The 23113-nt window shown below is 59.3% G+C and carries 28 protein-coding genes; 24 read left to right on the top strand and 4 right to left on the bottom strand.

The genetic code is table 11. The annotated features are described in order from the left end of the window. The 23 genes from fliF (at nt 1) to ACRHIG_RS20475 (ending at nt 16389) form a co-directional block, all read left to right on the top strand. Nucleotides 1-723, top strand: a complete 723-nt coding sequence (gene fliF, locus ACRHIG_RS20585; RefSeq protein WP_489627714.1) for a flagellar basal-body MS-ring/collar protein FliF — start codon at nt 1-3, stop codon at nt 721-723. After that, complete coding sequence (locus ACRHIG_RS20580) at nt 720-1448, top strand: flagellar M-ring protein FliF C-terminal domain-containing protein (RefSeq protein WP_489627713.1); 729 nt, start codon at nt 720-722, stop codon at nt 1446-1448. Before fliF ends, ACRHIG_RS20580 begins: the two co-directional genes overlap by 4 nt. Next, on the top strand, nt 1445-1963 hold the full coding sequence (locus tag ACRHIG_RS20575; protein WP_489627712.1) for a hypothetical protein: 519 nt from the start codon (nt 1445-1447) through the stop codon (nt 1961-1963). The genes ACRHIG_RS20580 and ACRHIG_RS20575 overlap by 4 nt, the downstream gene beginning before the upstream one ends. After that, a complete protein-coding gene (locus ACRHIG_RS20570; protein WP_489627711.1) occupies nt 1951-2712 on the top strand; it encodes a FliH/SctL family protein in 762 nt (253 codons plus the stop codon). Before ACRHIG_RS20575 ends, ACRHIG_RS20570 begins: the two co-directional genes overlap by 13 nt. Continuing rightward, nucleotides 2709-4028, top strand: coding sequence for a FliI/YscN family ATPase (locus ACRHIG_RS20565; protein WP_489627710.1), 1320 nt, complete (start codon nt 2709-2711; stop codon nt 4026-4028). The genes ACRHIG_RS20570 and ACRHIG_RS20565 overlap by 4 nt, the downstream gene beginning before the upstream one ends. Then, nucleotides 4028-4504 carry a hypothetical protein gene (locus ACRHIG_RS20560; RefSeq protein ID WP_489627709.1) on the top strand — a complete coding sequence of 159 codons (477 nt, stop codon included), beginning with the start codon at nt 4028-4030 and terminating at the stop codon, nt 4502-4504. Before ACRHIG_RS20565 ends, ACRHIG_RS20560 begins: the two co-directional genes overlap by 1 nt. Next, the gene (locus ACRHIG_RS20555) at nt 4488-5318 is read left to right on the top strand and encodes a hypothetical protein (protein ID WP_489627708.1); all 831 of its coding nucleotides are present in this window, start codon (nt 4488-4490) and stop codon (nt 5316-5318) included. Before ACRHIG_RS20560 ends, ACRHIG_RS20555 begins: the two co-directional genes overlap by 17 nt. After that, complete coding sequence (locus ACRHIG_RS20550) at nt 5318-5722, top strand: flagellar hook assembly protein FlgD (protein WP_489627707.1); 405 nt, start codon at nt 5318-5320, stop codon at nt 5720-5722. The genes ACRHIG_RS20555 and ACRHIG_RS20550 overlap by 1 nt, the downstream gene beginning before the upstream one ends. A gap of 11 nt (nt 5723-5733) precedes the next feature. Then, nucleotides 5734-6924, top strand: coding sequence for a flagellar hook protein FlgE (locus ACRHIG_RS20545; protein ID WP_489627706.1), 1191 nt, complete (start codon nt 5734-5736; stop codon nt 6922-6924). After that, nucleotides 6924-7697: a FliM/FliN family flagellar motor switch protein gene (locus ACRHIG_RS20540; protein ID WP_489630848.1), complete on the top strand. Its 774-nt coding sequence runs from the start codon at nt 6924-6926 to the stop codon at nt 7695-7697. Before ACRHIG_RS20545 ends, ACRHIG_RS20540 begins: the two co-directional genes overlap by 1 nt. An 82-nt stretch (nt 7698-7779) precedes the next feature. Next, nucleotides 7780-8076: a FliM/FliN family flagellar motor switch protein gene (locus tag ACRHIG_RS20535; protein ID WP_489627705.1), complete on the top strand. Its 297-nt coding sequence runs from the start codon at nt 7780-7782 to the stop codon at nt 8074-8076. A 36-nt stretch (nt 8077-8112) separates the two neighbouring features. Next, on the top strand, nt 8113-8457 hold the full coding sequence (locus tag ACRHIG_RS20530; RefSeq protein WP_489627704.1) for a flagellar biosynthetic protein FliO: 345 nt from the start codon (nt 8113-8115) through the stop codon (nt 8455-8457). Between the two features lie 210 nt (nt 8458-8667). After that, nucleotides 8668-9228, top strand: a complete 561-nt coding sequence (gene fliP / locus ACRHIG_RS20525; protein ID WP_489627703.1) for a flagellar type III secretion system pore protein FliP — start codon at nt 8668-8670, stop codon at nt 9226-9228. A gap of 8 nt (nt 9229-9236) precedes the next feature. Next, nucleotides 9237-9992 (top strand): sigma-70 family RNA polymerase sigma factor, encoded by a 756-nt coding sequence (locus ACRHIG_RS20520; protein WP_489627702.1) that lies wholly within the window; start codon nt 9237-9239, stop codon nt 9990-9992. A gap of 78 nt (nt 9993-10070) precedes the next feature. After that, a complete protein-coding gene (locus tag ACRHIG_RS20515; protein WP_489627701.1) occupies nt 10071-10637 on the top strand; it encodes a tetratricopeptide repeat protein in 567 nt (188 codons plus the stop codon). Between the two features lie 39 nt (nt 10638-10676). Next, a complete protein-coding gene (locus tag ACRHIG_RS20510; protein ID WP_489627700.1) occupies nt 10677-11051 on the top strand; it encodes a hypothetical protein in 375 nt (124 codons plus the stop codon). Nucleotides 11052-11128: 77 nt separating this feature from the next. Next, nucleotides 11129-11347, top strand: a complete 219-nt coding sequence (locus tag ACRHIG_RS20505) for a hypothetical protein (RefSeq protein ID WP_489627699.1) — start codon at nt 11129-11131, stop codon at nt 11345-11347. Then, entirely contained in the window at nt 11347-12294 is a 948-nt protein-coding gene (locus ACRHIG_RS20500; protein ID WP_489627698.1) for a tetratricopeptide repeat protein, read from the top strand. Before ACRHIG_RS20505 ends, ACRHIG_RS20500 begins: the two co-directional genes overlap by 1 nt. 8 nt (nt 12295-12302) lie before the next feature. After that, the gene (locus tag ACRHIG_RS20495) at nt 12303-12557 is read left to right on the top strand and encodes a flagellar biosynthetic protein FliQ (RefSeq protein ID WP_230492350.1); all 255 of its coding nucleotides are present in this window, start codon (nt 12303-12305) and stop codon (nt 12555-12557) included. Nucleotides 12558-12575: 18 nt separating this feature from the next. Continuing rightward, nucleotides 12576-13340 carry a flagellar biosynthetic protein FliR gene (locus tag ACRHIG_RS20490; protein WP_489627697.1) on the top strand — a complete coding sequence of 255 codons (765 nt, stop codon included), beginning with the start codon at nt 12576-12578 and terminating at the stop codon, nt 13338-13340. Next, nucleotides 13341-14426 carry an EscU/YscU/HrcU family type III secretion system export apparatus switch protein gene (locus ACRHIG_RS20485; RefSeq protein WP_489627696.1) on the top strand — a complete coding sequence of 362 codons (1086 nt, stop codon included), beginning with the start codon at nt 13341-13343 and terminating at the stop codon, nt 14424-14426. Then, nucleotides 14426-15727, top strand: a complete 1302-nt coding sequence (locus ACRHIG_RS20480; protein WP_489627695.1) for an FHIPEP family type III secretion protein — start codon at nt 14426-14428, stop codon at nt 15725-15727. Before ACRHIG_RS20485 ends, ACRHIG_RS20480 begins: the two co-directional genes overlap by 1 nt. Next, nucleotides 15646-16389: an FHIPEP family type III secretion protein gene (locus ACRHIG_RS20475; protein ID WP_489630847.1), complete on the top strand. Its 744-nt coding sequence runs from the start codon at nt 15646-15648 to the stop codon at nt 16387-16389. Before ACRHIG_RS20480 ends, ACRHIG_RS20475 begins: the two co-directional genes overlap by 82 nt. A gap of 370 nt (nt 16390-16759) precedes the next feature. On the opposite strand, the gene ACRHIG_RS20470 is transcribed toward ACRHIG_RS20475, so the two are convergent. Then, nucleotides 16760-17011 (bottom strand): transposase, encoded by a 252-nt coding sequence (locus ACRHIG_RS20470; protein ID WP_489627694.1) that lies wholly within the window; start codon nt 17009-17011, stop codon nt 16760-16762. Nucleotides 17012-17124: 113 nt separating this feature from the next. On the opposite strand from ACRHIG_RS20470, the gene ACRHIG_RS20465 reads away from it, so the two are divergent. Next, nucleotides 17125-17511: a hypothetical protein gene (locus ACRHIG_RS20465; RefSeq protein WP_489627693.1), complete on the top strand. Its 387-nt coding sequence runs from the start codon at nt 17125-17127 to the stop codon at nt 17509-17511. 536 nt (nt 17512-18047) lie between these two features. Here ACRHIG_RS20465 and ACRHIG_RS20460 read toward each other — a convergent pair. From ACRHIG_RS20460 to icmH, 3 genes are all read right to left on the bottom strand, one after another. Continuing rightward, entirely contained in the window at nt 18048-18485 is a 438-nt protein-coding gene (locus ACRHIG_RS20460; RefSeq protein ID WP_475417290.1) for a hypothetical protein, read from the bottom strand. A 1096-nt stretch (nt 18486-19581) separates the two neighbouring features. Beyond that, nucleotides 19582-22332, bottom strand: a complete 2751-nt coding sequence (locus tag ACRHIG_RS20455) for a type VI secretion system Vgr family protein (RefSeq protein ID WP_489627692.1) — start codon at nt 22330-22332, stop codon at nt 19582-19584. After that, nucleotides 22332-23111: a type IVB secretion system protein IcmH/DotU gene (gene icmH / locus ACRHIG_RS20450; protein WP_475417288.1), complete on the bottom strand. Its 780-nt coding sequence runs from the start codon at nt 23109-23111 to the stop codon at nt 22332-22334. Before icmH ends, ACRHIG_RS20455 begins: the two co-directional genes overlap by 1 nt. Nucleotides 23112-23113 lie beyond the last annotated feature (2 nt).

Raw genomic sequence — 23113 nt, 5'->3', positions numbered from 1 at the left:
GTGACATCATTAGTACAAGCATGGCAACGCCTGGCAGTACAGGCGCGCATCGGCATCATTGCCGGCATCGTCCTGATCGCCGGCCTGGTGATCAGCCTGGGGTTCTGGGCATACCGCGCCGATTATCAGGTGCTGTTTTCCGACGTGGCGCCGGCCGATGCGGCGGCGATGACCGCCGAACTCGATCGCATGAAAACGCCCTATCAGCTGACCGATGGCGGCAATACCATCCTGGTGCCGAAAGATCTCGTCTATAAAACCCGGCTCAAGTTGATGGGCAAGGAAATGCCCTTGCATGGCGCGGTAGGTTTTGAAGTTTTTAATAATGCCGATTTTGGCATGACCGAGTTTGTGCAGAAGGTGAATTATCTGCGCGCGATCCAGGGTGAACTGACGCGCACCATACTCTCCATCGAAGAAATCCAGGCCGCCCGCGTGCATCTGGCGCTGCCGGAACAGGGACTGTTCAAGAAGGCCGTCACCAAGCCGAAGGCTTCGGTGACGCTGACCATGAAGGCTGGCCGTGTGCTTGGCGCAGCACAAGTGGCAGGCATCCAGCGGCTGGTTGCGGCATCCGTGCCCGATATTGTCAGCGATGATGTCACCGTGCTGAATCAGCATGGCGTGGCGCTGACGCGCATCGCGCAGGCGGAGGGGGCGAACAAGGCGCTTCGCAGCTCGATTCCAAGCGCACCACGGAAGAATACCTGGTCAAGAAAGTGACCCAGGTACTGGACCGTACATTCGGCGCCGGTGAAACGGTGGCCAGCGTTGACGTGGTGCTCAACCTTGACCAGAGCAAGATCACGACGGAGGAGGTCTTGCCGGCCAAAGGGCTGGCAGCCGACGTCCAGCCTGCCGGCGTGATGGTGCGCGACCGCCAGACCAGCCGTGAATCCAATAGCGCGCTGGCGACCTCGGAACAAAAAGGGCAGGGTACCGGCGGCAGTAGCAGCGAGGCCGATTACCAAGTCGGACGGCGTGTCGAACAGCTGGTGCCGGCCAGTGGCACCGTCAAGCGCATGACCGTGGCGGTGCTGGTGAAGCAGCCATTGAGTGATGCCCAGCTGGAGCACCTGAAAGAAGTCGTCACGCTGGCCATCGGCTTCAACAGTCAGCGTGGTGATGCTGTGGTGGTGTATTCGATGGATAAATTTGCCTTGGCCGCCGAACGTGCGCCGGCGGTGGCCACGCCAGCCGCCGATGTGCCGCTGCAAACTGCGCCATTGAATGCCGCCACTGCGCCGCACTGGCCGGTAGCGGCCGTGCTGCTGGCTATATTGGCTGCGCTGGCCGTGGCATGCGCGCTGTATCTGCTGTTCAAGCGCCGCAACCGCCGCCGCGCTGAAAAGCGGCTGGATCCCGCCGCCCGGCAGCAACTGCTTAACGAGGTCAAGCAATGGATCGCCACGCCTGCCGGCGGCACCCTGTATGGAGAACGCAAGTGAGCGGCTATCGCCAGGCGGCCATCGCGCTGCATGCTGTCGGTGCTGCCGACCGACGGCTGATCCTGGCCGAACTGCCGGCGGCCGACCGCGCCACCTTGACCGCCTATTTACGTGAGTTGAAGGAGCTGGGGTTCGATGGCGCGGATGCGGATGAGGTGCTGTCGACACCTGTTGCTCCACCGCCAGCGGTTACTTCGCTGGACCGTATCATTGCCGCCACGCCCGAGACCATGTTTGCGATTTTCCAGCATGAACCGGCATCCATGGTGGCGCAGTTCCTCGCGCTGCAGGATTGGCCCTGGGCACCTGCGATGCTCGATCTGTTTCCAACGATACAGCGTGAACGCATCCGCACAGCACGTCCGTACCCGCTACCCGATGCGCCGGCGCGCCAGCGTTTCGTGTTCGATGCGGTGTTAGCACGTGTTGACGTCGCGGTTTGCCAGCAGCCGCAAGCGCGGCGTAGCTCTCCTTTGGCGTCGCTGTTGCGCAAAGTGACATCATGGACCCGATAATCCGCGCTGCGACAGTGTCGTCCGTGCCGCGGCAGTTGCGCGGTGCGGTAAAGCGTGTCGAGGTGGCGCAGGCTGTGCCACTCGCTGCGCAGATTGCAAAAAATGTCCTGTCTTCGCCGGTAGTGCCTGCGCCGGCAACAGTTCTTCCTCCAGTATCTGCTGAAGAGCGCCAGGTATTTGATGCTGCGGTCAAGGAAGTGGCTGAACAGAAAGCGCAATTGTTGCTCAGCAAGAAGAAGCTCGATGACGACGCGGCTGCGGTGCTGAAGGACGCGGAGCGCCGGGGCCTGGCACAGGGGATGGAAAAGGGCGAGCGCGAAGCGTTGGCGCTGGTGACACGTAAAATCGAAGTGCTGGCATCGCTGGCCGACGCCGTGGAAACGTCGCGCGCTCATGTTCTCGGGCAGGCAGAAGACATGCTGGTGGAAATCGCCCATGCGGCAGTGTGCCGCATGGTCGGCGCCACTGCTGCAAGCCGGGACACGCTGCTGGACATGGTGCGCACCATTGCGCGCGATGAACATGCTGCCAAACAATTGCGTATACGCATGCATCCGCAAGACCTGGCTACGCTGCAGGACGACGACATACCGCTCGACGCGCGCATTACCTTGCAGGCCGATAGTGCGGTGGAAATGGGCGGCTGTATGGTCGACAGCGATAAAGGCACGCTCGATGCACGTCTGGAAACCCAGCTGTCCCGCCTTGGCGAGGCTTTGCTGGCTGTGAGGAACGGCGGCACGGCATGATGCAGGCTTACCTGGACGCCGTACATCATGCCGAGTTGACTTGCCGCTCAGGGCATGTGCTGAGCATCTCCGGCCAAAGTATCGAAGCGCAGGGACCTGATGTCAGCATCGGTGAAGTGTGCGAAGTGAGTCTGGCTCAGACGCCAGGCAAGCTGCTCGCCGAAGTGGTCGGCATGCGTCCAGGACGTGTCATCCTGATGCCCTATGGCGACTTGCGCGGGATTGCCGCCGGCAGCCGCGTCGAGGCCGTGCGCCAGGCACCTGGTATTCCGGTTGGAGCCAGCTTGCTGGGCCGCGTTATTGACGCTTTCGGCGTACCGATCGACGGTGGGGCGCCATTGGCGTCGCAAAAAACGCGCAGTCTGCATGCCGCCCCGATCAATCCGCTGAGCCGGCCGCGCATCAAGGATTTGATGCACACGGGAGTCCGTGCCATCGATACCATGCTGCCACTGGGGCGGGGGCAGCGGATGGGTATTTTTGCTGGCAGCGGCGTTGGCAAGAGCACCTTGCTGGGCATGCTGGCACGCGACGTCCAGGCTGATGTGAATGTGATTGCGCTGATCGGAGAGCGTGGGCGTGAAGTCCGCGAATTCGTGGAAAAGCAGCTGGGCCCCAAGGGGCTGGAGCGCAGTGTCGTGGTGGTGGCGACGTCTGACCAGCCGGCGCTGGTACGTACCCGCGCCGCGTACGCCGCGACCGCCATTGCCGAGCATTTTCGTGAGGAAGGCCGGCAGGTGCTGCTGATGATGGACTCGATTACCCGTTTTGCCATGGCGCGGCGTGAAATCGGTCTTGCTGCGGGTGAGCCGCCGACCGCGCGTGGATATACGCCGTCGGTCTTTTCCGACATTCCGGCCCTGTGCGAGCGCTGCGGCACAACCGATTCCGGTGGCGCCATCACTGCCCTGTATACGGTGCTGGTGGAAGGCGATGATTTCAACGAGCCCATTTCAGACATCGTGCGGGCCACGCTGGACGGCCATATCATGCTGTCGCGCGAACTCGCACATGAAGGACATTTTCCATCGATCGATGTCTTGCAAAGCACCAGCCGCCTGGCTTCGGAGCTGGTGGGGCGTGAAGATCAGGACCTGATGCTGGCCGTGGTGGAAGTGCTGTCCACTTACCAGCGTAACCGGCAGATGGTCGATATGGGGGCTTACCGCAGTGGCAGCAATGTGGCGATCGACCGTGCCATCGCCTTGCATCCGGCGATTATTCAGGTGTTGCGCCAGCCGGTACAGGAGTCGACGACACGCGCTGAGGCCTTGGTGCGCTTGCGGGCGGCACTCTTGGCAGGGAGCGGTACGTAATGGGCAGCAACCGCCGCTTCCAGTATGCCTTGCAGCCTATGCTGCTGACGCGCCAATGGGAACTCGACCGCCTGCGCTCGGAGCTCGGCGAGATGAATGCGGCATGGGCCGCACAAGATGCTTCGGTGAAGACGCTGTTGCAACGTCAGCAGGCATCGATGCAGGAGTGGGGCGGCCTCGAAGGCGCGGCAGGGCCGTTATCGGTGGACCTGTTTGTCATGTTGGCGCGCCATATCGACGATTGCGGCCTGCAGGCCAGGCGCGCGCAAGAGGCGCTCAACGTTCTGACGCAGCGTCGCGACGAACTGACGGACCGCCTGAACCTGGCGCAGCGGGCATTGGATGCAGTACAGGAGCACCGGGAAAAAATGCAGTTGCTATTCCTGCAAGGCCGAATCAGCCTTGACTTCAAGGCCGCCGATGATCAATGGGGAATGTCGCGCGTGACAGGAGGAGCATATGACAGTGAATCTTGAAGCGCTCGATGGCCAGGCGCCATCGTCCCGCAAATCATTTGCGCAACAGCAGGGCCACCAGGAGCGCTGGCTGTTTGAACTGGAAACGGCACTGCTGGAGCAAGGCGTGAAGAAAAATGCTCAGCGCCAGGCCGCCGATACGGGAGAGGGAGAGCGGGCGCCGCAGCCGGCAGCCAAGCAGACTGCCGCACAGCTACCGTTGCGCGCTGATGCTGGGAGTTTGAATGGCAACACGCTGCCAGCGCCTGCCTTGCCCGGTGCATTGCCAAACGGGTATACCGTGTACGGCGTAGCCGTTGCTGCGGAGGCAGGTGCATTGCCGCGCGTCGCGATACCTGGCACGGTTGCTAGCGATACCCCAGGCCGTACAGTGGCTGTCATGGGGCCCTCCGATGGCGACAGCGGCGGCGTGGTGCGCACGCAGCCCTTGGCGCTGTCGGCCGGCTTGAGCGCTGGCTCCGCTGCAATTTCGTGCACAGAGCAAATACCGGAGACGGCCAGTATGCCGCTAACGCAGCTGAGGCAGGAAGACACGCCAGAGTACGCATTGCGGCAAATGCATCTGTACCGGGAAAGCGGCGGTGTGCGTGCATGGATACGTGATGCGTCGCTCAGTGCAGTTCAGGAACGGCTAGTGGCGCAGGCCATGCTGCTCGAGCTGCATGGCACCGGCACACGCATGATCGCGCTGACTGTGAATGGAAAAGAGATACTCATCAAGCAGAAAGCCGGCGCAGGCGCTGACTGCTTTGTTGCCGAGCCCATGCCTACCGGCAGCGCCGGAATCCCACTCATAAATAAGGATGCACTCTGATGGCCGTTAATCCCATTTCTGCGGCAGGCGCGAACCAGCCAGCCCAGTCCAGCAATATCGCTATTCAGGATTTCCTGAAGATCCTGACTGCGCAGCTGAACAGTCAGGATCCACTCAAGCCGGTCGATAACCAGGAGTTCGTGGCGCAGATTGCGCAATTCGCATCGCTGGAGCAAAGCCGCCAGCTCAACGCCAAGATTGATGAGCTGCTGTCGGTGCAGTCGTCGCTGCAATCGGTTGGCCTGCTGGGCAAGACAGTGGATATCAATCAGGGTGGCGGCGTGGTCACCGGCAAGGTGACGGCACTCGATTTCGCCTCCGGCCAGCCGTTGCTGACCCTGCAGACCTCGTCCGGGGCCTTCCAGGACAAGATTACGCTGTCACAACTTACGAATGTCCGTTAAAGGAAAACACCATGCTTGATACGCTGTTGATCGGTACTTCCGGCCTGTTGGGCTATTCGCAAGGATTGCGTGTAGTGGGGAACAACCTGGCCAATGTCAATACACCGGGCTTCAAAAAGTCACAGCCAGAGTTCTCCGACTTGTTCGACAAGGGCAGCAACGCCGCACACGCCAATGGCCGCAGTGGTGGCGGATCGCGCGGTGTCGGCTTGAATACCTTGGGGGCACAAATCAACTTCAAGAGCGGGATTGATCAGGGTACGGGCAATCCACTTGATGTGATGATTGATGGAAATGGCATGTTTGTCATCCGCCGCGATGATCAATTGCTGTATACCCGCGCCGGCGATTTTCAGTTCAATGCCCAGGATATCTTGGTCAATACCAGTGGCGACCATGTCCAGGCCCTTGACAGTAGCGGCAAGCTCGCTGACGTTCAGCTTGGGACACTGGCGCGCAATCCACCCAAGGCAACGAGCACGATCAAAATTAGCGGCAACCTCACCAGCACTGTTGCCACACCCGCCATTGATGCGACGATGACAGGATTGAACATCATCGATGCTGCCGGAGCCAGTCATACCGTCAATCTGATCTTCAAGGATCAGGGCGGTGGAAATTTCAAAGTCACCGTCAACGATGTCGCGACAGGAACGGCAGTCGGCACAGGCGAGCTGAAATTCAATTCCGGTTTCCTGCTGCCTGGATTCGATGTGGTGACCTTTGCATATAGTTCAGCCACCGTGCCGGCCTTCGACGTCAAGCTCGACTTTACCAGCAACGTGAATTCCTTTCCGACACCGAGCAGCCTGAGCCTGGTATCTCAGGATGGCTACCTGGCGGGCAGCATGACGGAGCAGGGAATAGGAGCCGACGGCACGCTATCGATTCGTTATTCCAATAACCAGACGGCGAAGGGGCCGCGTCTGGCGTTGGCCAATTTTCATGCCTTGGGCGACTTGGTACAGGTTGGCGGTGGTGCATTTTCCGCAGCGGCGCAGCTCCCGGTTCAGTACGGTTATGCCGGCGTCGATGCCTATGGCAAGCTCGCACCGGGCCACCGTGAAGGCTCTAACGTTGATCTTGCCGAGGAATTCAGCAATTTGATCCTGATGCAGCGCGGCTACCAGGCGTCGTCTCACGTGATCAGTACGGCAAATGACATGATCCAGGAGTTGTTCGACATGAAAGGACGTCGTTGATGCAGGTACACCCGTATTTGCTGGTATCTGATACTGCGCTGGACGCAGTGGCCGGGCCTTTGCGTCGTGCGGTAGAAGCGTGGTGTGCTGCGTGGGGCATAGCAACATCCAACATGGACTTCGATTGCAAGCGCGCCTGGGAAGCGCAAGCTGTCTGCCCCGACGCCTCATGGCGTGCCGCGCGCAGCCGCGGTGACGAGACCTGGTGGTGCGCTTGCACACCTGAGTGGAACCTGCAGCTACGTCACGCGATGTTTCCACTTGGTGTGGCCGAGCCTTTGCAAGCGTCGCAAGCCGGGATGGCGGACGAAGCTGCCGATGCGGCCAGCGAAGCCTTGTTCGAGTCGTTGAGTGGCATAGCGCAGGGCGGTGCGCCAGTGGCACCGCCAGCAGCAGCCTGGTTGCGTGGGGCAGGTGTGGTGGCGTTAAGGCTTGGTCTTGGCAAGCAAAGTATGTATGTGATGATTAACCAGACGGCCGTAGCGCGCTTCACACAGCAGATGGGCCACGCTGCCGGACGCCTGGCGCCGCTTGCCATCGTGAACTATCTGCACGCCTTGCGTAACATCTCTTTGAGTTTGCCGCTGGAAATAGGCCGTGCCGAGGTAGGGCTTGGCAGCCTGATGTTGCTTGGGGTCGGCGATGTGATCCGGCTCGATACGCTGGCTGACAGGCCCCTGACGGTCATGGGGCCGGGAGGGGACGCATTGTTCGATGCATACCTTGGTCTTGCAGACCAAAAAGTAGCGCTTGAAGTTGTTCGGCGTGATTAATAATGTACATGATTGAGCATGGAGTAGTGGAATGAGTAGTACATCAAATAGTAATGGCGCCGCCATAGCGCAAGCCCAGGTCGTGGAATTATCCGAATTCAAGGAGCCGTCCCCGGCAGGGCCGGCCATTTTCGCCGGGAACCTGGGATTGCTCGATAGCGTCAAGGTGAACTTGAACGTCATGGTCGGGGAAATCCAGACCACGGTTGGCGAATTGATGGCGCTGAAGGAAGCTTCAGTGCTGAAGACGGATCGAAAGGCAGATTATCCGATCGATATTGTCGTGAACGGTAATATCGTCGCGCGCGGCCAGCTTGTGGTGGTGGATGACCATTTTGGCGTTCGCATCAGCGAACTGGCAAAGGTTGCTCACGCATGAGACGGGGCATCATCGTAGCGCTGGCTTGCTCATGGTATGGGGGCGGCGCTGGCGACCCAGACGATTCCCTTCAAACGCGATGCCGAGGCAGCCAGCCTGGCTGGCTCGGGTGGGATGGCAGTGTTGCTGGTCTCGCTGCTGGCAATTGGTGCGGTGGTGTTGGTTCGGAAGCGCCTGAAGCTGGGCATGCGGGCGAAGGGTGCGCCGGCGCTGTTGCGTGTACTGGAAACGCGCCGTTTGGGCCCTCGTTCGCTGATTTCCGTGGTCGAATTCGGTGGAAAGCAGCATTTGCTGGCACAAGGCGAGCACGGCATCACGTGTATCGATACGATCGTGGTGGATGCTCCACCAGGCGGCAAGGAGGCTAGCGATGCGCCTTGAGTTGCGGCAGTGCGCCTTGCTGGGCATCCTATTGGCCGCTGTCTGTGGCGGGATGGCGGCGGCCTGGGCTGGTGGCGTGGCGGAACCGGCGCTTGCGCTACCGGGTTTGCAGGTACGTTTGGCCGAAGGGGAGGCACCCCGGCCGATGTCTCTTCGGCAATCAAAATATTGCTTGGCCTGACGGTACTGAGCCTGGCGCCAGCAATCCTGATGTCGATGACCTCGTTTATCCGGATTGTGATTGTCCTGTCCATGTTGCGCCACGCGCTGGGCATGCCGGAAACGCCGCCCAATACCGTGATTATCAGTCTGGCGCTGTTTTTGACCTTTTTCACCATGTCGCCAGCCTTGCAGGAGGTTAATACCAGGGCGCTGCAGCCGTACATCGCTGGCACGCTCAGCACCGAAACCGCCGCCGGGCGTGCCATATTGCCATTGCGCGAATTTATGGTCCGCCAGACGCGTGAGCAAGATCTTGCGTTGATGGTCGAGTTATCCAGGGCAGAGGCGCCCAAAGTGATCGACGATATCAGCATGGTGCAGCTGATTCCGGCGTTCATGCTGTCGGAATTGCGTTCGGCGTTCCAGATCGGCTTTGTGATTTTTTTGCCGTTTCTGCTGATCGACCTGATTGTATCGAGCGCGCTCATGTCACTTGGCATGATGATGGTGCCGCCTGCTTCGATCTCGCTGCCGCTCAAAATTCTGATGTTCGTACTGATTGATGGCTGGAATCTGGTCGTGCGAGCGTTGTTGGGCACTTTTTCCTAGGACGCTGCGTGGACTGCGCCCTGCAACCGGAGGTGGTCGCCAGCAATGCTGACATGGCGCTGTTGTGGCGTATGTTCCAGGATAATCGCGATGGTGAGCTGCGCAACCGCATCGTAGCGCATTACCTGCGCTTTGCGCGCATCATGGCAGCCAAGTTGTACGCAGGGCGCCATGATGTCAATGCCGAGTTTGCAGACTACGTGCAGTACGCACGTCTTGGGCTGTTGGAAGCGGTCGACCGCTTTGATAGTGCGCGAGGCATCAAGTTTGAAACCTTTGCCGCAAAACGCATCAACGGTGCGGTACTGGATGGTCTGCGCTCGTTCAGCGAGGTGCAGGAGCAGATTGTCGCGCGCAAACGCATTGTTGCCGAACGCGTTGAGACACTGCGCGGCACCGCGCCATATCCTGCCGATCCTGCTGCGTTGTTTGCGCAGCTTGCCGAAATGGCGATCGGATTGGCTGTGGGGTTTGCGCTCGATGATACTGGCATGTATTCTGATACTGGTATCCATTATCAGGATAATACGTATCACGGCATTGAACTGATGCAGTTAAAAGAGAGCATTCAAGTGGCGCTTGTCCAGTTGCAGGGTAAGCAGCGCCAAGTGATTACGTATCACTATTTGCAGCAAGTTGCTTTTGAGGAAATTGCACAGATACTCGGTGTGTCGCGCGGGCGGGTGGCGCAAATACACAAGGAGGCCTTGGGAAATCTGCGCGAGGCCTTGCGAAAGCGCGAAGGCCTGGATTTATATTGTTAGCGCCCACATTGCCCTGTTACTTGTACGTGAAAAAATAAACTTGAATCGGATTTCATTATGACTAGTGCGACCTTGTCCATGCTTGACCAAGCCGAATTGCTGCAACTGGCCTTGAATGCCAGCGCTGCCGGTGATTCGGGCGCCGCGATCGGCTATCTGAAAGAAGCCGTATCGCGCCCCGATGGCAGCGCCGCCGCGCACTACATGCTGGGGGCCGAATATGCGCAAATTAAGATGTATGCGAGGGCTATTGACGAAATGGAAGCTGCACTGGCCCTGGATCCGGCCCTGTCCGTGGCACGGCTGCAACTCGGCTTGCTGCGGCTGGCGGGAAATGACAGCGTGCGCGCTGCTGAAGTACTCGCTGGATTGGATGCAGTGGGTCCGCAGGATCCGTTACATCACTTTGGGCGCGGCTTGCAATACCTGATACGTGAGGAATTGGCTGAAGCAGAAGATTCGTTAAGGCAGGGTATTGGCCTGAATCAAAGTAATCCTGCACTCAATGGTGATATGCAAAAAGTCCTGGGTGAGATCGCCATATTGCGCGCGGCTGCGCCACCGGCAGCATCGAAAGTGGCCGAAATTGGTGAGGGGGAGCGCAGTATTTTGCTGTCCGCCTATACCGGTAATCAAAGCCATTGACGATGCGCAGCATGATTATCTCACTTGATATGGACTGACATGACATCGTCGATTGCTTCGGTTACGCAACTCGTCACGCTGATCCAGACGCAACTGGGCGGTGCTGCGTCCGTGCAGGAACACAAAGGACGCACCGCGCCCCGCAAAGTGGCCGAGGACGATTACGCGGCGCATAAGTTGAGCGGCCTGATTCAACAGCGCGTGAAGCAAATCGCACAGGATGACCCGCAGCGTGGCCGCAAGGCATTCCGGGTATTCCTAGAGGCTGTGCTGTTGGCGCATTTCGGCGAAGCATTGGCGCACGATCCGAAGTTTTATCAAGTGCTCGATGATATCCAGTCGGCCATGGAGAATGATGCCGTCAGCGCAGTAATGATACAGAGCGCCATCGGTCATTTGCTGGCCGGAGGGTAGCGGGCGGCGCAATGAAGCGCCCCTATGTTTGATGTGTGACCAGGATGGTCCTGGTTTTTGAATGAGATTTGACACCTATGCAGCCAGAACCAAGCAATCTGACGGAAGCGGTAAGCCGGCTTGAGCGCACCGAACAATATTTGAAATCGGATCCCGTCAACCGCAACCTGTTGGCGACGGTGATTGATCAATGCCTGGAATTGGGCCGCCTGGAGGCAGCCGCTGGCTATGCCGACGCTGCGCTGGCGCTGTTTCCGGGAGATGCTTTTTCCAGTCGCTGCGCGGCAATGTACTGATGGCGCAGCAGCGCTGGGACGACGCTGCAACCGTGTTTGTTCCATTGCTCGCGCTTCATGCCGACATGCATCTGGCCTATAACCTGGCATATTGCTATTTTTGGCTGGCGCGTTATGCCGATGCGGCCCAGGCACTTGCGCCATTCGGCTTGGCCGCCGGCATATGGCCAGAGGCCGTGACCTTGCTGTTGCGTGCGCTGCATCATGCGGGCAGGATGGATGAGGCGGTCGCGTTGATCGCGGCGCAGGAATCGCATTGCAGTACCGACCACCGCTTCCTGTCCGTGGCGAGCCTGGTCTACATGGATGCCGGCGATGCGGCTCAGGCTGAGCGCCTGAGCCTGGCCGCTCTGGCAGATCCGATGCCGCCGCTCGAGGCACTGATGGTACGTGGCTCGATGGCACTGGCACGGTTCGATACAGCTGCCGCGGTGGAGCGTTTCGGACAAGTCATTGCACGTCATCCGCAGGAGGGGCGCAGCTGGGCCGGGCTTGGCATGAGTAGCCTGCTCGTTAACGATCTGAGCGCGGCGCGGACGCAGCTGGAACAAGCGGTCAAGTTTCTACCGTCGCATATCGGCAGCTGGCACTTGCTCGGCTGGTGCCGGTTGTTCGAACATGACCTAGCGGGTGCACGGCAGGTATTCGAACAGGCACTGGCAATGGACCGCAATTTTGGCGAAAGTCACGGGGCACTGGCTGTGGTCCAGGCGCAACTGGGTGAGCGGGACCAGGCTGAAAAGAGCATCGAACGGGCCCTGGGACTGGATCCACGCGGTTTGTCTGCCCGCTATGCGCAGATGATACTGGCCGGAGATACGGTCGATCCTCTCGCATTCCGCCAGCTGGCTTTCAAATTGCTTTCGTCCCAGAAGGGTGTGTTTGATGATGACTTGGGCAAAGTGGTGCAGGGTGTTGTGCAACAAAACGCAAGGAGCGACGGTTGAGGCCGGACTTGGCGCTGCAACTGCTGGCCGACGTATTGTGGAATGCCGTGTTGATTGCTGCACCGTTGCTGGCGGTAACGCTGGCAGTCGGTTTGCTGGTCAGCGTGGTGCAAGTGGTGACCCAGGTGCAGGAAGCATCCCTCACATTCATTCCCAAAATTATCGCTGCGGTGGTCGTTCTGGTGGTGTGCGGACCGTGGATGCTGAAGCGGCTGATTGCTTTTTCAGTCACTTTAATCAGTAATATACCCACCTATTTTTAATACATCCGGATTTGTCTTATGGTTGTCGATATCGATCCGGCATGGTTCATGGCCGTCTTCTACACAGCGCTGCGGATCGGTGTCGTGCTGGTGATGACGCCCATTTTCTCCAGCCTGACCGGTATGGTGACGGTGCGCGTGCTATTTACGCTGGCGTTGAGCGTGATGTTGGTGGCCGGACTACATGTACGGCCTTCCACCGCGCCACTGGCGATGGGGCCGGTGGCTCTCGCGGCCATGGCCGAGGTGGCCAATGGTGCCACGTTGGCGTTTGGCGTCTTCGCTGCCTTCGGCGCGTTTTCTTTGGCTGGCAAGATATTGGATGTTCAGAGCGGCTTCGGTATCGGCAATGTGTATGACCCCGTGGCACGTACCAGCGCCCCCTTGTTTGCGAGCATGCTCAACCTGCTTGCTGTGGCTGTGTTTTTTGGCATGGATGGCCATCATGCGCTGCTGCGCGGACTGGCGTTTTCTTTACAGACCACTGCGCCAGGAGGCGGCTTTGCCGGTTTTGCGCTCGACGCCGTGATACGCCAGTTCGGTGTGATGTTCTCTCTGGGCGTGGCGCTGATCATCCCAGTTATCTTTTGCTTGCTGCTGGCAGAGACCGCGCTGGCAGTGGTCTCACGTGTGTTGCCGCAAATGAATGTCTTCGTGGTTGGGGTCCCTGTGAAGATTTTTACTGGTGTGGCGGTGCTGGCTCTGACCGTTGGTTCGATGGGGCCTGCCATGGGGCGCGTCTATAGCTCAATTTTTACTTATTGGGAACAGGTGCTGATCTAAATGTCCAGTCAAGATGCGGATTTATCGGAACAGGCTACCCCACACAAGCTCGATGAGGCGCGCAAGAAGGGGTCCGTTCCACGCAGTAATGACCTGAATGCCCTGGCCATGTTGGCGGCGGTGGTCGTGACGATCTATGGCAGCGGCTGGGATGCGTGGCAACGTATAGGTTTGCTGCAGCAAAAAATTCTGGCCCATGGCAATCAAGCGGACTGGGGTGTTGATGGCATGGCTGCCTGGATTGGCCAGTTACTGACAGATATGCTGAGCATCATGGGGACGTTGTTCCTGACCTTGGCTGTCGTGGCGGTCCTGATCAGTCTATTCCAGACGGGTCCGATATTCAGTTTTCATCCCCTGATCCCGGATTTGAACCGGCTCAACCCGGCAACTGGCCTGAAGCGCGTATTTTCCATGCGTACCCTGTTTGAGACGGCCAAGAGCCTGATCAAGTTGGCAATCCTTGGAACGGTAGCGTACTTCCTGGTGCGCGACGCCATCCCAGGCCTGATCGGGTTGCCATCGCTGGATGCCAAGGCTTACTCGCGCATGCTGATTGCCTTGATTGGAGCGTTGCTGGTCAAGCTGGTGCTGACGCTGCTGTTCATTGGTTTGGTCGATTTTGGATTCACCCGCTGGGAATTTGCCAAGCGTATGCGCATGAGCAAACGCGATGTCAAGGATGAGTCGAAGAATCGCGAGGGAGATCCACGCATTCGTGCGCGCATCCGCGAATTGCGCAAGGAAGTATTGAAGCGTAGCAAGGGACTGGCGAACGTGCCGTCGGCCGATGTCTTGATCACCAATCCGACTCGGCTGGCAGTGGCTTTGCGCTATCAGCATGGGACCTCCAGCGCGCCACAGGTGGTGGCCAAGGGGGCGGGAGAGATGGCGCGACGTATGCGGGAACTGGCGGGGCGCCATAATATTCCTGTAGTGCAAAACAAAATGTTGGCGCGGATATTGTTTCGGGAGGTGGGCGAGGAGGGTTTTGTACCTGAGAAACTGTACCCGCAAATCGCCAAGATCATGATTTGGGTTTATACAATGCGCGATGCAAGGCGTGCTTCTGGAAAGGTAGTTTGATGTCGGCTTTACGTCGTATTTTTAGCAGCAACACGGACCTGGTGATGGTGTTACTGGTGGTGGGCATATTGACGGTACTATTTGTGCCAATACCGTCGACTGTGCTTGATTTCCTGATCTTGACCAACGTCAGTTTTGCTCTGCTGATCCTGTTGCTGACGTTTTATATCAGCCGACCCGTGGAGTTTTCCACCTTCCCCTCGCTGCTACTGATCGCCACACTGTTCCGTCTGTCGCTCAATGTGGCGGCGACGCGCTTGATTCTGTCCGACGCTGATGCCGGCCGCGTTATCGCCTCGATCGGCGCCTATGTCGTGGGCGGCAATTATGTGATTGGACTGATCGTTTTCCTGATTTTGGTGGTAGTGCAGTATGTCGTCGTGACGAATGGCGCGCAGCGCGTGTCGGAAGTGGCGGCGCGCTTTACCCTAGACAGCATGCCTGGCCAGCAAATGAGTATCGATGCGGACCTGAACATGGGTTTCATCGATCAGGAAGAGGCCAAGCGGCGGCGCAAAACGCTGGAAAAGGAAACTGGGTTTTATGGGGCGATGGATGGCGCCAGTAAATTCGTCAAAGGGGACGCGATCGCTGGTATTGTGATTCTCTTGATTAATATTATTGGCGGCCTGGTGATTGGCGTCATGCAAATGGGCATGCGCTGGGACCAGGCATTGCAAACCTTTACCTTGTTGACGGTCGGCGACGGTATCGTGACCCAGGTGCCAGCGCTGGTGATCGCAGTTGGCACCGGCATTATTGTGACCCGCTCTGCTTCCGATGGGAATCTGAGTGCAGAAGTGCTGCGGCAGCTGACTTCTTTTCCGAAGACGTTGCTGGTGGTTGCCGCTGCACTGTGTATTTTAATTTTCTTGCCTGGTATTCCGGTGCTGCCGGTGCTGTCCATTATTGCCGTATTGTTGTTGGCCGCCATCCTGGTGCATAAGCGTGGTCAAGGTGATGCCGGCAAGGTCGATCTGGACAAGTCGGAGCATAAAGAGGCGGACGATCAGGATGCCTACGAGATGTTGAAAGTGGAGCCGATTGAAGTGTTGGTCGGTGCGGGTCTGTCGCCGCTGGTCGATGGCGAGAAAACGGTTTTCATGGAGCGCATCGCGGCAATACGCAAGCAATATGCGCTGGAGTCGGGCATGGTGTTGCCGCGCGTGCGATTTCGCGCCGCTGCGCATTTATCGGTCAATGCGTATGAGCTGCAGGTATTTGGTGTGCCTGCCGGACGCGGCGAGATCATGAGCGATCGTACCCTGGCCATTCATTCGGGGGAGAAGCACGGCCGCTGAAGGGGATCGAAACTCGCGAGCCTACATATGGCCTGGCCGCGGTATGGATCGAGGATAGCGAGAAGGAATTTGCGCGTGCTTCCCGCTACACGCTGGTCGATGCCAGCACCGTGTTCATCACGCATTTAAGCGAGGTGTTGAAACAGCAGTCGGCCATGTTGTTGACCCGCGCGGAAACCGAACGGTTGTTACAACGGGTGCGGCAACAGCAGCCGGGCATGGTCGAAGAGCTGATTCCGACCGTCATGTCGGTTGGCGACGTCCAAAAAGTGTTGCAAAACCTACTTAGGGAAAAGGTCTCGATCCGTAATCTGGAAGGCATACTGGAAACCTTGATCGATATGGGTAAAAACAGTAAAGACCTGAACTATTTAACGGAGCTGGCGCGTCAGAAGCTGGGATCTGCCATCTGTCAATCGCTGCTTGGGGATACGGCAGCACTGAATGTGCTGACTCTAGATCCTGCCATCGAGCAGAACCTGATGCAAAGCGTCCGCGGCGCCGAATTGGGTAGTACGCTGGTGGTGGAGCCCAAGTATGCGGAACAGCTGCTGACGCGTCTGGCAGCCCAGTCCGAACGCATGATGAAGGCAAATATGTTGCCGGTGCTGTTGTGCTCCCCGATTTGCGGCGTCATGTCCGTGCTTTGTCTGAGCGGGTGATTCCACATCTGCGGGTTCTGTCGATGGCGGAAATTCCCAATACTGTCAATTTAAAGGCATATGGCACCGTTAGTTTGTAGCCAGCGTTGCTGTGGCAACAGTCTTGAACATGTCCTTGTTGTCGTTAACTAGTGCAACGCTGCGCAGGCATTGCTACGGCTCGGCAAACCGTATCACCAGTTCGCTGGTATTGGCGAGAACAGAATGTGAGGGAGAGCGAAATTAATCCTGGACCTTTTACCGAAAGTGCCGCCACGGCACTCCATCGCGATGTCCTGATGTAGTGCAATGAGGGTCTACATCAGGTATTTGAGAAGTGCGACCAATGCCATTACCCGGCGCCTTTTGTCATAGTGGACATTATTTTGTGCTAACGACAGCTTGGCGCTTTTGCGTTACGATCTAGATGGCACATGCGCCGCTCGCATCCGGACCGTACCATGTAACGCAGCGCATTGATCACCGTGCGCAAATCTGTCTTGCGAGGTCTTTCCGTCTTCGCTTGCCTTGGCAGCAGCGGTGCGATCAGACGCCACTCTTCATCTTTCACATCTGTGGGATAGCCACGTTTGAGTGCCGTCCTCACCTGCTGATGCCGGCTTCGATTCTCTTGCGTCCACATCGTCAATCACTCCAAAACATCAAAGATGCTTTGACCTGAAAGTTGCTATGAAGTTTTTAAACCGTCACTGAGCGTTCCATCTTCGCTGTAACCGAAATTGGAGTATGTAAAAAATGAACGTACAACGTGAACATCAGTCTCTTAAAGAGGGGCTTATTCGAGATGGTTTTGATACTTTGATAGCTGCGCAATGTGAGGTTGCGATGGCGCACGCTCAAAGTGCTGCATCGTGGATTTCATTCAATCGTCCCGACATAGCTCTTGGTGTAGAACCCAAGATATTGTTGATTGCGGAAGATGACGAATTCTCGCTTCCAGAACTTGAAGACTTCGGCCGAGCCGGAAATGCTGTAAAGCTGTTTGACGGGCCATTTGGTGGCCTGTGGTGGTGCGATCCAGAGGGACGCGAGACAGCGCGACACGAATGCGTTTTATATGCCGCCAAGGCTACCTCTATGGTTTCGCAGCGCACGGTAGTACTGCGATTTCACCGACCATAAATAGGGATCAGCCCCTTGCACGCCGGCCATGATCCGGCATTCTTTTAAGCACGCATTATTGGCGTCGCATCTATTTCAAAAAGTCACAAGATCGGCGTATCCTTAAATATATCGGAGCGCTGCGATTGCTGATGTGCCGAAACGAAAGCGTCATCGGCCAGGAAAATCTGGTGACCGGTTTGAACAAGCGGAATTTCCTCTTCCGTTCCGTCCGCGACGAACCGGCAATGAAGATAGAGCCGCTGAGGGTATTTTTGAGGGTATCGGTAACTGAATGGTTTGGAAATAACCGAAAAATCAAACGCTTAGCCACCTCATTGACAATCGAGTGGGAATAATCTCCCGTGCAGCACCGTAAGGTAATGCCGGGTCAATGCAACAGCTAATCCCCCTGATTTTTCAGGGGATTTTTTATGCGGGGCCGGAAAACTGTAGCGGCCGGCCAGCGAGTGATCGTACGGTGCGATCGTTTCCGTAGCGACGGCAGTTGCTGGTCGACGCGTATGCTCTATCGCACCATCCGCGCCAGCATGGTCTTACTCATCTTTTTCAAAGATGCGGATCTTCGCGCCGCCCTGGTAGTCCTGCAGTTCGGTTTCGCCATCGATGCGTATGTCGCCCTTCAAGATCACCTCTACGCTGATATCGACTTTGTCGATACGAAACGTTTCAATGTCGGTGGGGTGCACATCGATTTCCATGGAAACCGAGGCGCCTGGCGCAATCGTGGTGAATTGCGTTTTCAGCGCCGGATTGGCCAGGCCGCGGCGGGCGTAGGTGACGGCGCCCGTATCGGTATCGATGAATTTGACGATCGGGCCCGACTTGCGCAGGTAGTCGAGCGGAAAGCCGATATCGCGGCTGCCATCGTTACGGATGGTGACCAGTATGTCGATCGGCTTGCGCTGATAGACGCAGCCAGCGTTGCCCAGGCATTGCAGGGAAATGGAGAGGGGCGCGTGAGTGCTCGTCATGTTATTGGCTTTCAATGGTAGTGCCATCAGCATGGCATAGATAAGCAGTGTCAGACAATATCGCATCGTATCTTCCTGCCGATTTTTTTGCTCAGTAATTCCTGCGCTTCAATCGCGATATTCCAGCCGTGGCGTTTCAGTATCCGCGCGCCTTCCGCATACGACATGATCGATTGCGTCAGGTCTTCCGGCGAGGTGCCGTTGACGTGGCAAACGATGGGCTCGTCGAGCGTGCCGTCGGGCTTGAAATAGCGTACAGTTTCTTCGAACTCCGTGTACGAGTATTCGTCGGGCATGCCGACGCAATGCCCGAATTCATGCGCATACGTGGTCAGTGCCGTCGCCAGCGACACGTTCATGACGTCGCCGGTCACGTTTTCGCGGTCATAGCGCTTGTGGATCTGCAGCGTGTAGTGCTGATTTTCATCGACCCAGACGACGCGGAAAACCACGGGCAACACTTTTTGTCCGCATTGCGGATCATTGATTTCAAGCCGGAACTTGTTGTTCCAGTTGCCTTCGATGCCGGCCGTCGCGTTTTTCTGCGCCAGCGCCACCACGTTGGCGCGCTGCTTGACGCGCAGCGCCGCCGATTCCGTGCCCTTGTCGCTCTCTTCCAGCGCCTGGCCTGCGGCATCCAGTACCGTGATGGCCTTGAAACGCACTTCCACCACCACCGGACCGTCCGATTTTGCCGGTATGTACAGCTTGAACCAGATCTTGTCCCTGTATTTGTGTGGCGTGCCGTCGTGCTGGTAAGGCTGCGCATAGCGGCCATACGAGGGACCGGCGATTTCCTTTTCGTAGTCCTCGATCCAGCAGGCCGGCAGCTTGACGAGTACTTCCTTGCGGCGCTTGTTGTCCACCGGCGTGGTGCTGGAGTCGCCTGCCGGCTTGTATTTCGGTTCCGGCGGGGTGTTTGCCTTGGCCGCCGGCTGTCCTGGCGAACCTGGTACCGGCGCCGGCGCTGAAGAGGGGGCGGGTGCCGGTGCCGATGCCGATGCCGAACCCTGGCCGCCCATCGTTTTCAGCAGCTCGATCACCAGCGCCTCGGCGGCGGCCGCTGCAATCACATGCGTCAAGCCCTTTTCGTCGGTCATGCCGCTCTCATAGCTGCCATCTTCGCGCTTGATGCGGTAGGGCTGGCGCGGCATCGGTTCGCCCGTGTCGCGGTCGCGCAGCACAAAGCCTTCATCGAACAGCTTGATGCGCGTATCGGGCAGTGCCGGCAGCACGCCGGCCGCGCTGGCGCCGCCGTTGAAGACGTGCTGGCCCCCTTGACCGTGAAGTTGCCGGGGCAGGTGAACGTGATATTGCCGCCCTCTAAGGTGATCGACGATTGGCCGGCCTGCAGCGTGATCTTCTGGTTGGCCTTGATATCGATGCTGTCGTTGACCGAGATCACGGTAATGGCCTTGTCGGCCAGGATCTCCAGTTGTCCCGTATGCGCCTGCAGCGATACCGGGCCGTTGGCGGCGATGGCCTGGATGCCGCCGGTGTGGGTAAACAGCCCATGCGCACCGGCCGCCACGGATGAGTAGGTGTGGCCTGCCGTCATGTGCAGGTCCGACTGCGTGGTCCATTGCAGCTGCTGCGCCGCAAACAGGACGGTCGAGCCGGGCGTGGCCCAGTTGATGCTGGCGGGCGCTTCCATCAGGACCAGGGGCTGGCCGAATTTTTCCACCGGCTGGTCGGTGGCCAGCTTGCGCTCGCCTGCGCTGGCCTTCAGCGCTTCCTGCCCGCCCACGCTGGCCTGGTATTTGCCGTCCTGCTGCGGGTCGATCTGCTTGATCAGGTCCAGCTGGGCCTGTTTCGCATCCTGGCTGAACAGGGCGGTTTGCTGTTGCGCGGCCTCGGCCAACGTCTTGTTCAGTTCGGCGGCGCCTTTCAGCTGTGCCAACGCTTCCGTGGTGTCGAGCTGGGTAGAGGCAATGCCCGCGCCCGTCTGGGCGCGGGCGGTAGTAGAGATGAGCACGCCTTCGCCGCCGCGCAGCACGGCCCAGGCGTCGGTGCGCAGTTCGAAGCCGCTGCCGCGGTAGCTGCCGCGCTGGGCCGTGCCCACGCCTTGCTGTACCAGGTAACCGAGGTTCAGCTGCGTGGACGCGCTGCTCGTCGCCAGGCGGGTGCGCAACTGGCCCGGCGTGTCGTCGATCACCCACTGGTTATAGCCGCCGCCATCGAAATTATGGCTGTGGATGCCAGAAATGACGCCGGCGTGGTTGACGTCCGAATCGACGCCGGCCGCGTACGGCGGCATGTCGTTGCCCGTATAGAGCTGGGCCACCACCAGCGGGCGGTCCATGTCGCCTTCGATGAAATCGACCAGGACTTCGGTGCCGATGCGCGGCGTAAACTGCGAGCCCCAGTTCGGGCCGGCCAGCGCTTCGGCCACGCGCACCCAGGTGCCTGACGCTTCGTTGCCGGGCGCGTTGCCCTGTTGATCCGTGTTGTGCGTCATGCCGCCCGGATTGGCGGCGCTGCCCCGTTGCCAGGCGAACTGGATGCGTACCTGATGGTCGCGTCCGGTGGTGGCCACGCTGTCGGGCAGGCCGACCACCAGTGCCGTCTGCGGTCCCAGCGCGCTGCTGGCCTGGCGTGCGGCGGTGGCGCGCGGCACGATGGCCACGCTGGTGCGCACGCAGCCGAAGGTGTTGCGGTAGGTGCCGGCCTCGAGCTGTCCATCGAGCAGGCTGGCGACGTCGCCCAGGCTGGCTATTGTCGACAGTTTCGACAGCACCGTCGTCAGCGCGCCGCTGGCCGGTCCCAGGTTGTTGCGTGCCCGGTGCTCGACCCACAGCACGGTGAACTGGTTGGCGCCACCGGGATAATGCTCGTGCTGCAGCAGGTCGAAGGCATGGCCGGCCGCCATGCGCCGCACCGCGCCAGCGCCCGTGAATTGCTTGTTCTCCAGCTCCAGCGCCTGCAGCATGCGCAGGCCGTGCGGATCGGCCGCCGTGCTGTCGGCGTGGCGCCGCTCGCCGGCGCCGTCGTACAGCGGCAGGGGCGGCAATTCGCCGGCCGCCAGGCTGGAGCAGTGTTCGGCGGCCGGCGCCGCCAGTTGCTGCGGGTCCCAGCTGCTGATGCCGACCGCGTTGGGCCGCACCTGGCGCCGTGCGCTGAAGCTGTCGATGGCGTCATCGGTATCGCTGGCGCGCATGCCGTGAAAGCGCAGGCCGGCCGCGCCCGGCGTCGCCGGCGCCACGGCCTTGCTGTCGAAAATCACCAGCTTGTGCTTGGCCTGCTGCGCGTCCTGCCGCGCCGCGCCATCCTGCTCGTGCTCGAAGCGCCAGCTCAGGCCTTCGAAGGCGAGCACGCGCGCCAGGAAGGCCAGGTCGCTTTCGCGGTATTGCGTCCAGACCGGACGCGGCGCCAGTTCCTGGCTGACATCGAATTCGAAGCGGACCTGCGGATAGTCGCCGAGCAGTTCCGTGATGAGGTCGCGCGCGTTCTTGTCCTGGAAGATATAGCTGTCGCGGCGCAGGTCCAGCAAGGCCAGGGCAGGTTCCAGGCGCAGCCGGTAGCGCGCCACGCCGCCGTCGGCGCCGGCAAAGGCGCAGTCGGTGCACAGTCCGTGCCAGGCGCGCCAGCCGCCGTCTGGCTGCAGCAGCTTGAGCGTGATTTCTTCGCCGAGAAAGCTGGCCAGGTCCAGGCTCGCCGCCGTGCTCAAGGCATCGACTTCGAAACGGAACAGCTCATTGACCGCCTCGCGGCCCGTCACCTGCTCGGCCATCAGCGATTCGGGCAGGTTCGATGCCTGCGCCGTGGTCAGCGTGATCAGCCGCGCATGCTGGGACAAGCCTGTGCCGAACGCGTCCAGGGCAGCTTCTGTCGTTGCCGGGCCGCTCATTACGGCAACGTGATGGTCAGGTTGGCCGTGCGCGGCGCCAGCTTGACGATATCGCTGTAGGCATTCATCTGGCGCTCCGTGTTCTTGGCAAGCATGGTGCGCAGGCCCAGATAGCCCAGTGCGCAGATCAGCGCGAATACCGAGCACAGCACCCATAGCGGCACGTCGTTGCGCAACTTGTGCGCGATCTGATCGGGGCGTTCCGCATGCGGCGCGAAGCCGGCTTTCTTGCCCTTCATCTGGGCGATCTCGTCGCCCAGGCGGGCCGTCAGGTAGGCGAGTTTTTCCGAGCCTTCGAGGATGTACCGGCCCTGGAAGCCGAGCAGCAGGCACATGTGGAACACTTCCAGCGCCTGCAGGTGGGCGCTGCCGCGTGCGCGCAGCGCCTCGAGACGGATGAAGAAGTTTTCACCGGCCAGCTGGTCGCCGAACAGCACCAGCTGCAGCGGCCGGCGCGCCCAGTCGTCGCGGATGGCATACGGCGAGCGCAGGATGATTTCGTCGACAGCCGCGCAAAATGCGTACTTGGCGGCATCGATATCATCGGCCGAGGCGCCATGTTTTTTCGCCGCGTTGCCGAACTCGTCGAGAAACTGCGTCATTTTTCTGATGAAGTCGGCATTGTCTTGCGGGCCGCTGCCGTTCTTCAGCATGAACAGCGCGTAGAAACCGTCGTACATCAGGTCGCTCAGCGTATGTTCTGTGCCGGGGCCGGCCGGTACGCTCGATGCGTACGCGGCGGAGCCGCCGGACATCAGGGAGGGGGCGTTTGCATTCATCG

Source organism: Janthinobacterium sp. C22 (assembly GCF_057919405.1).
This window is presented reverse-complemented; position numbering and strand designations above follow the sequence as displayed.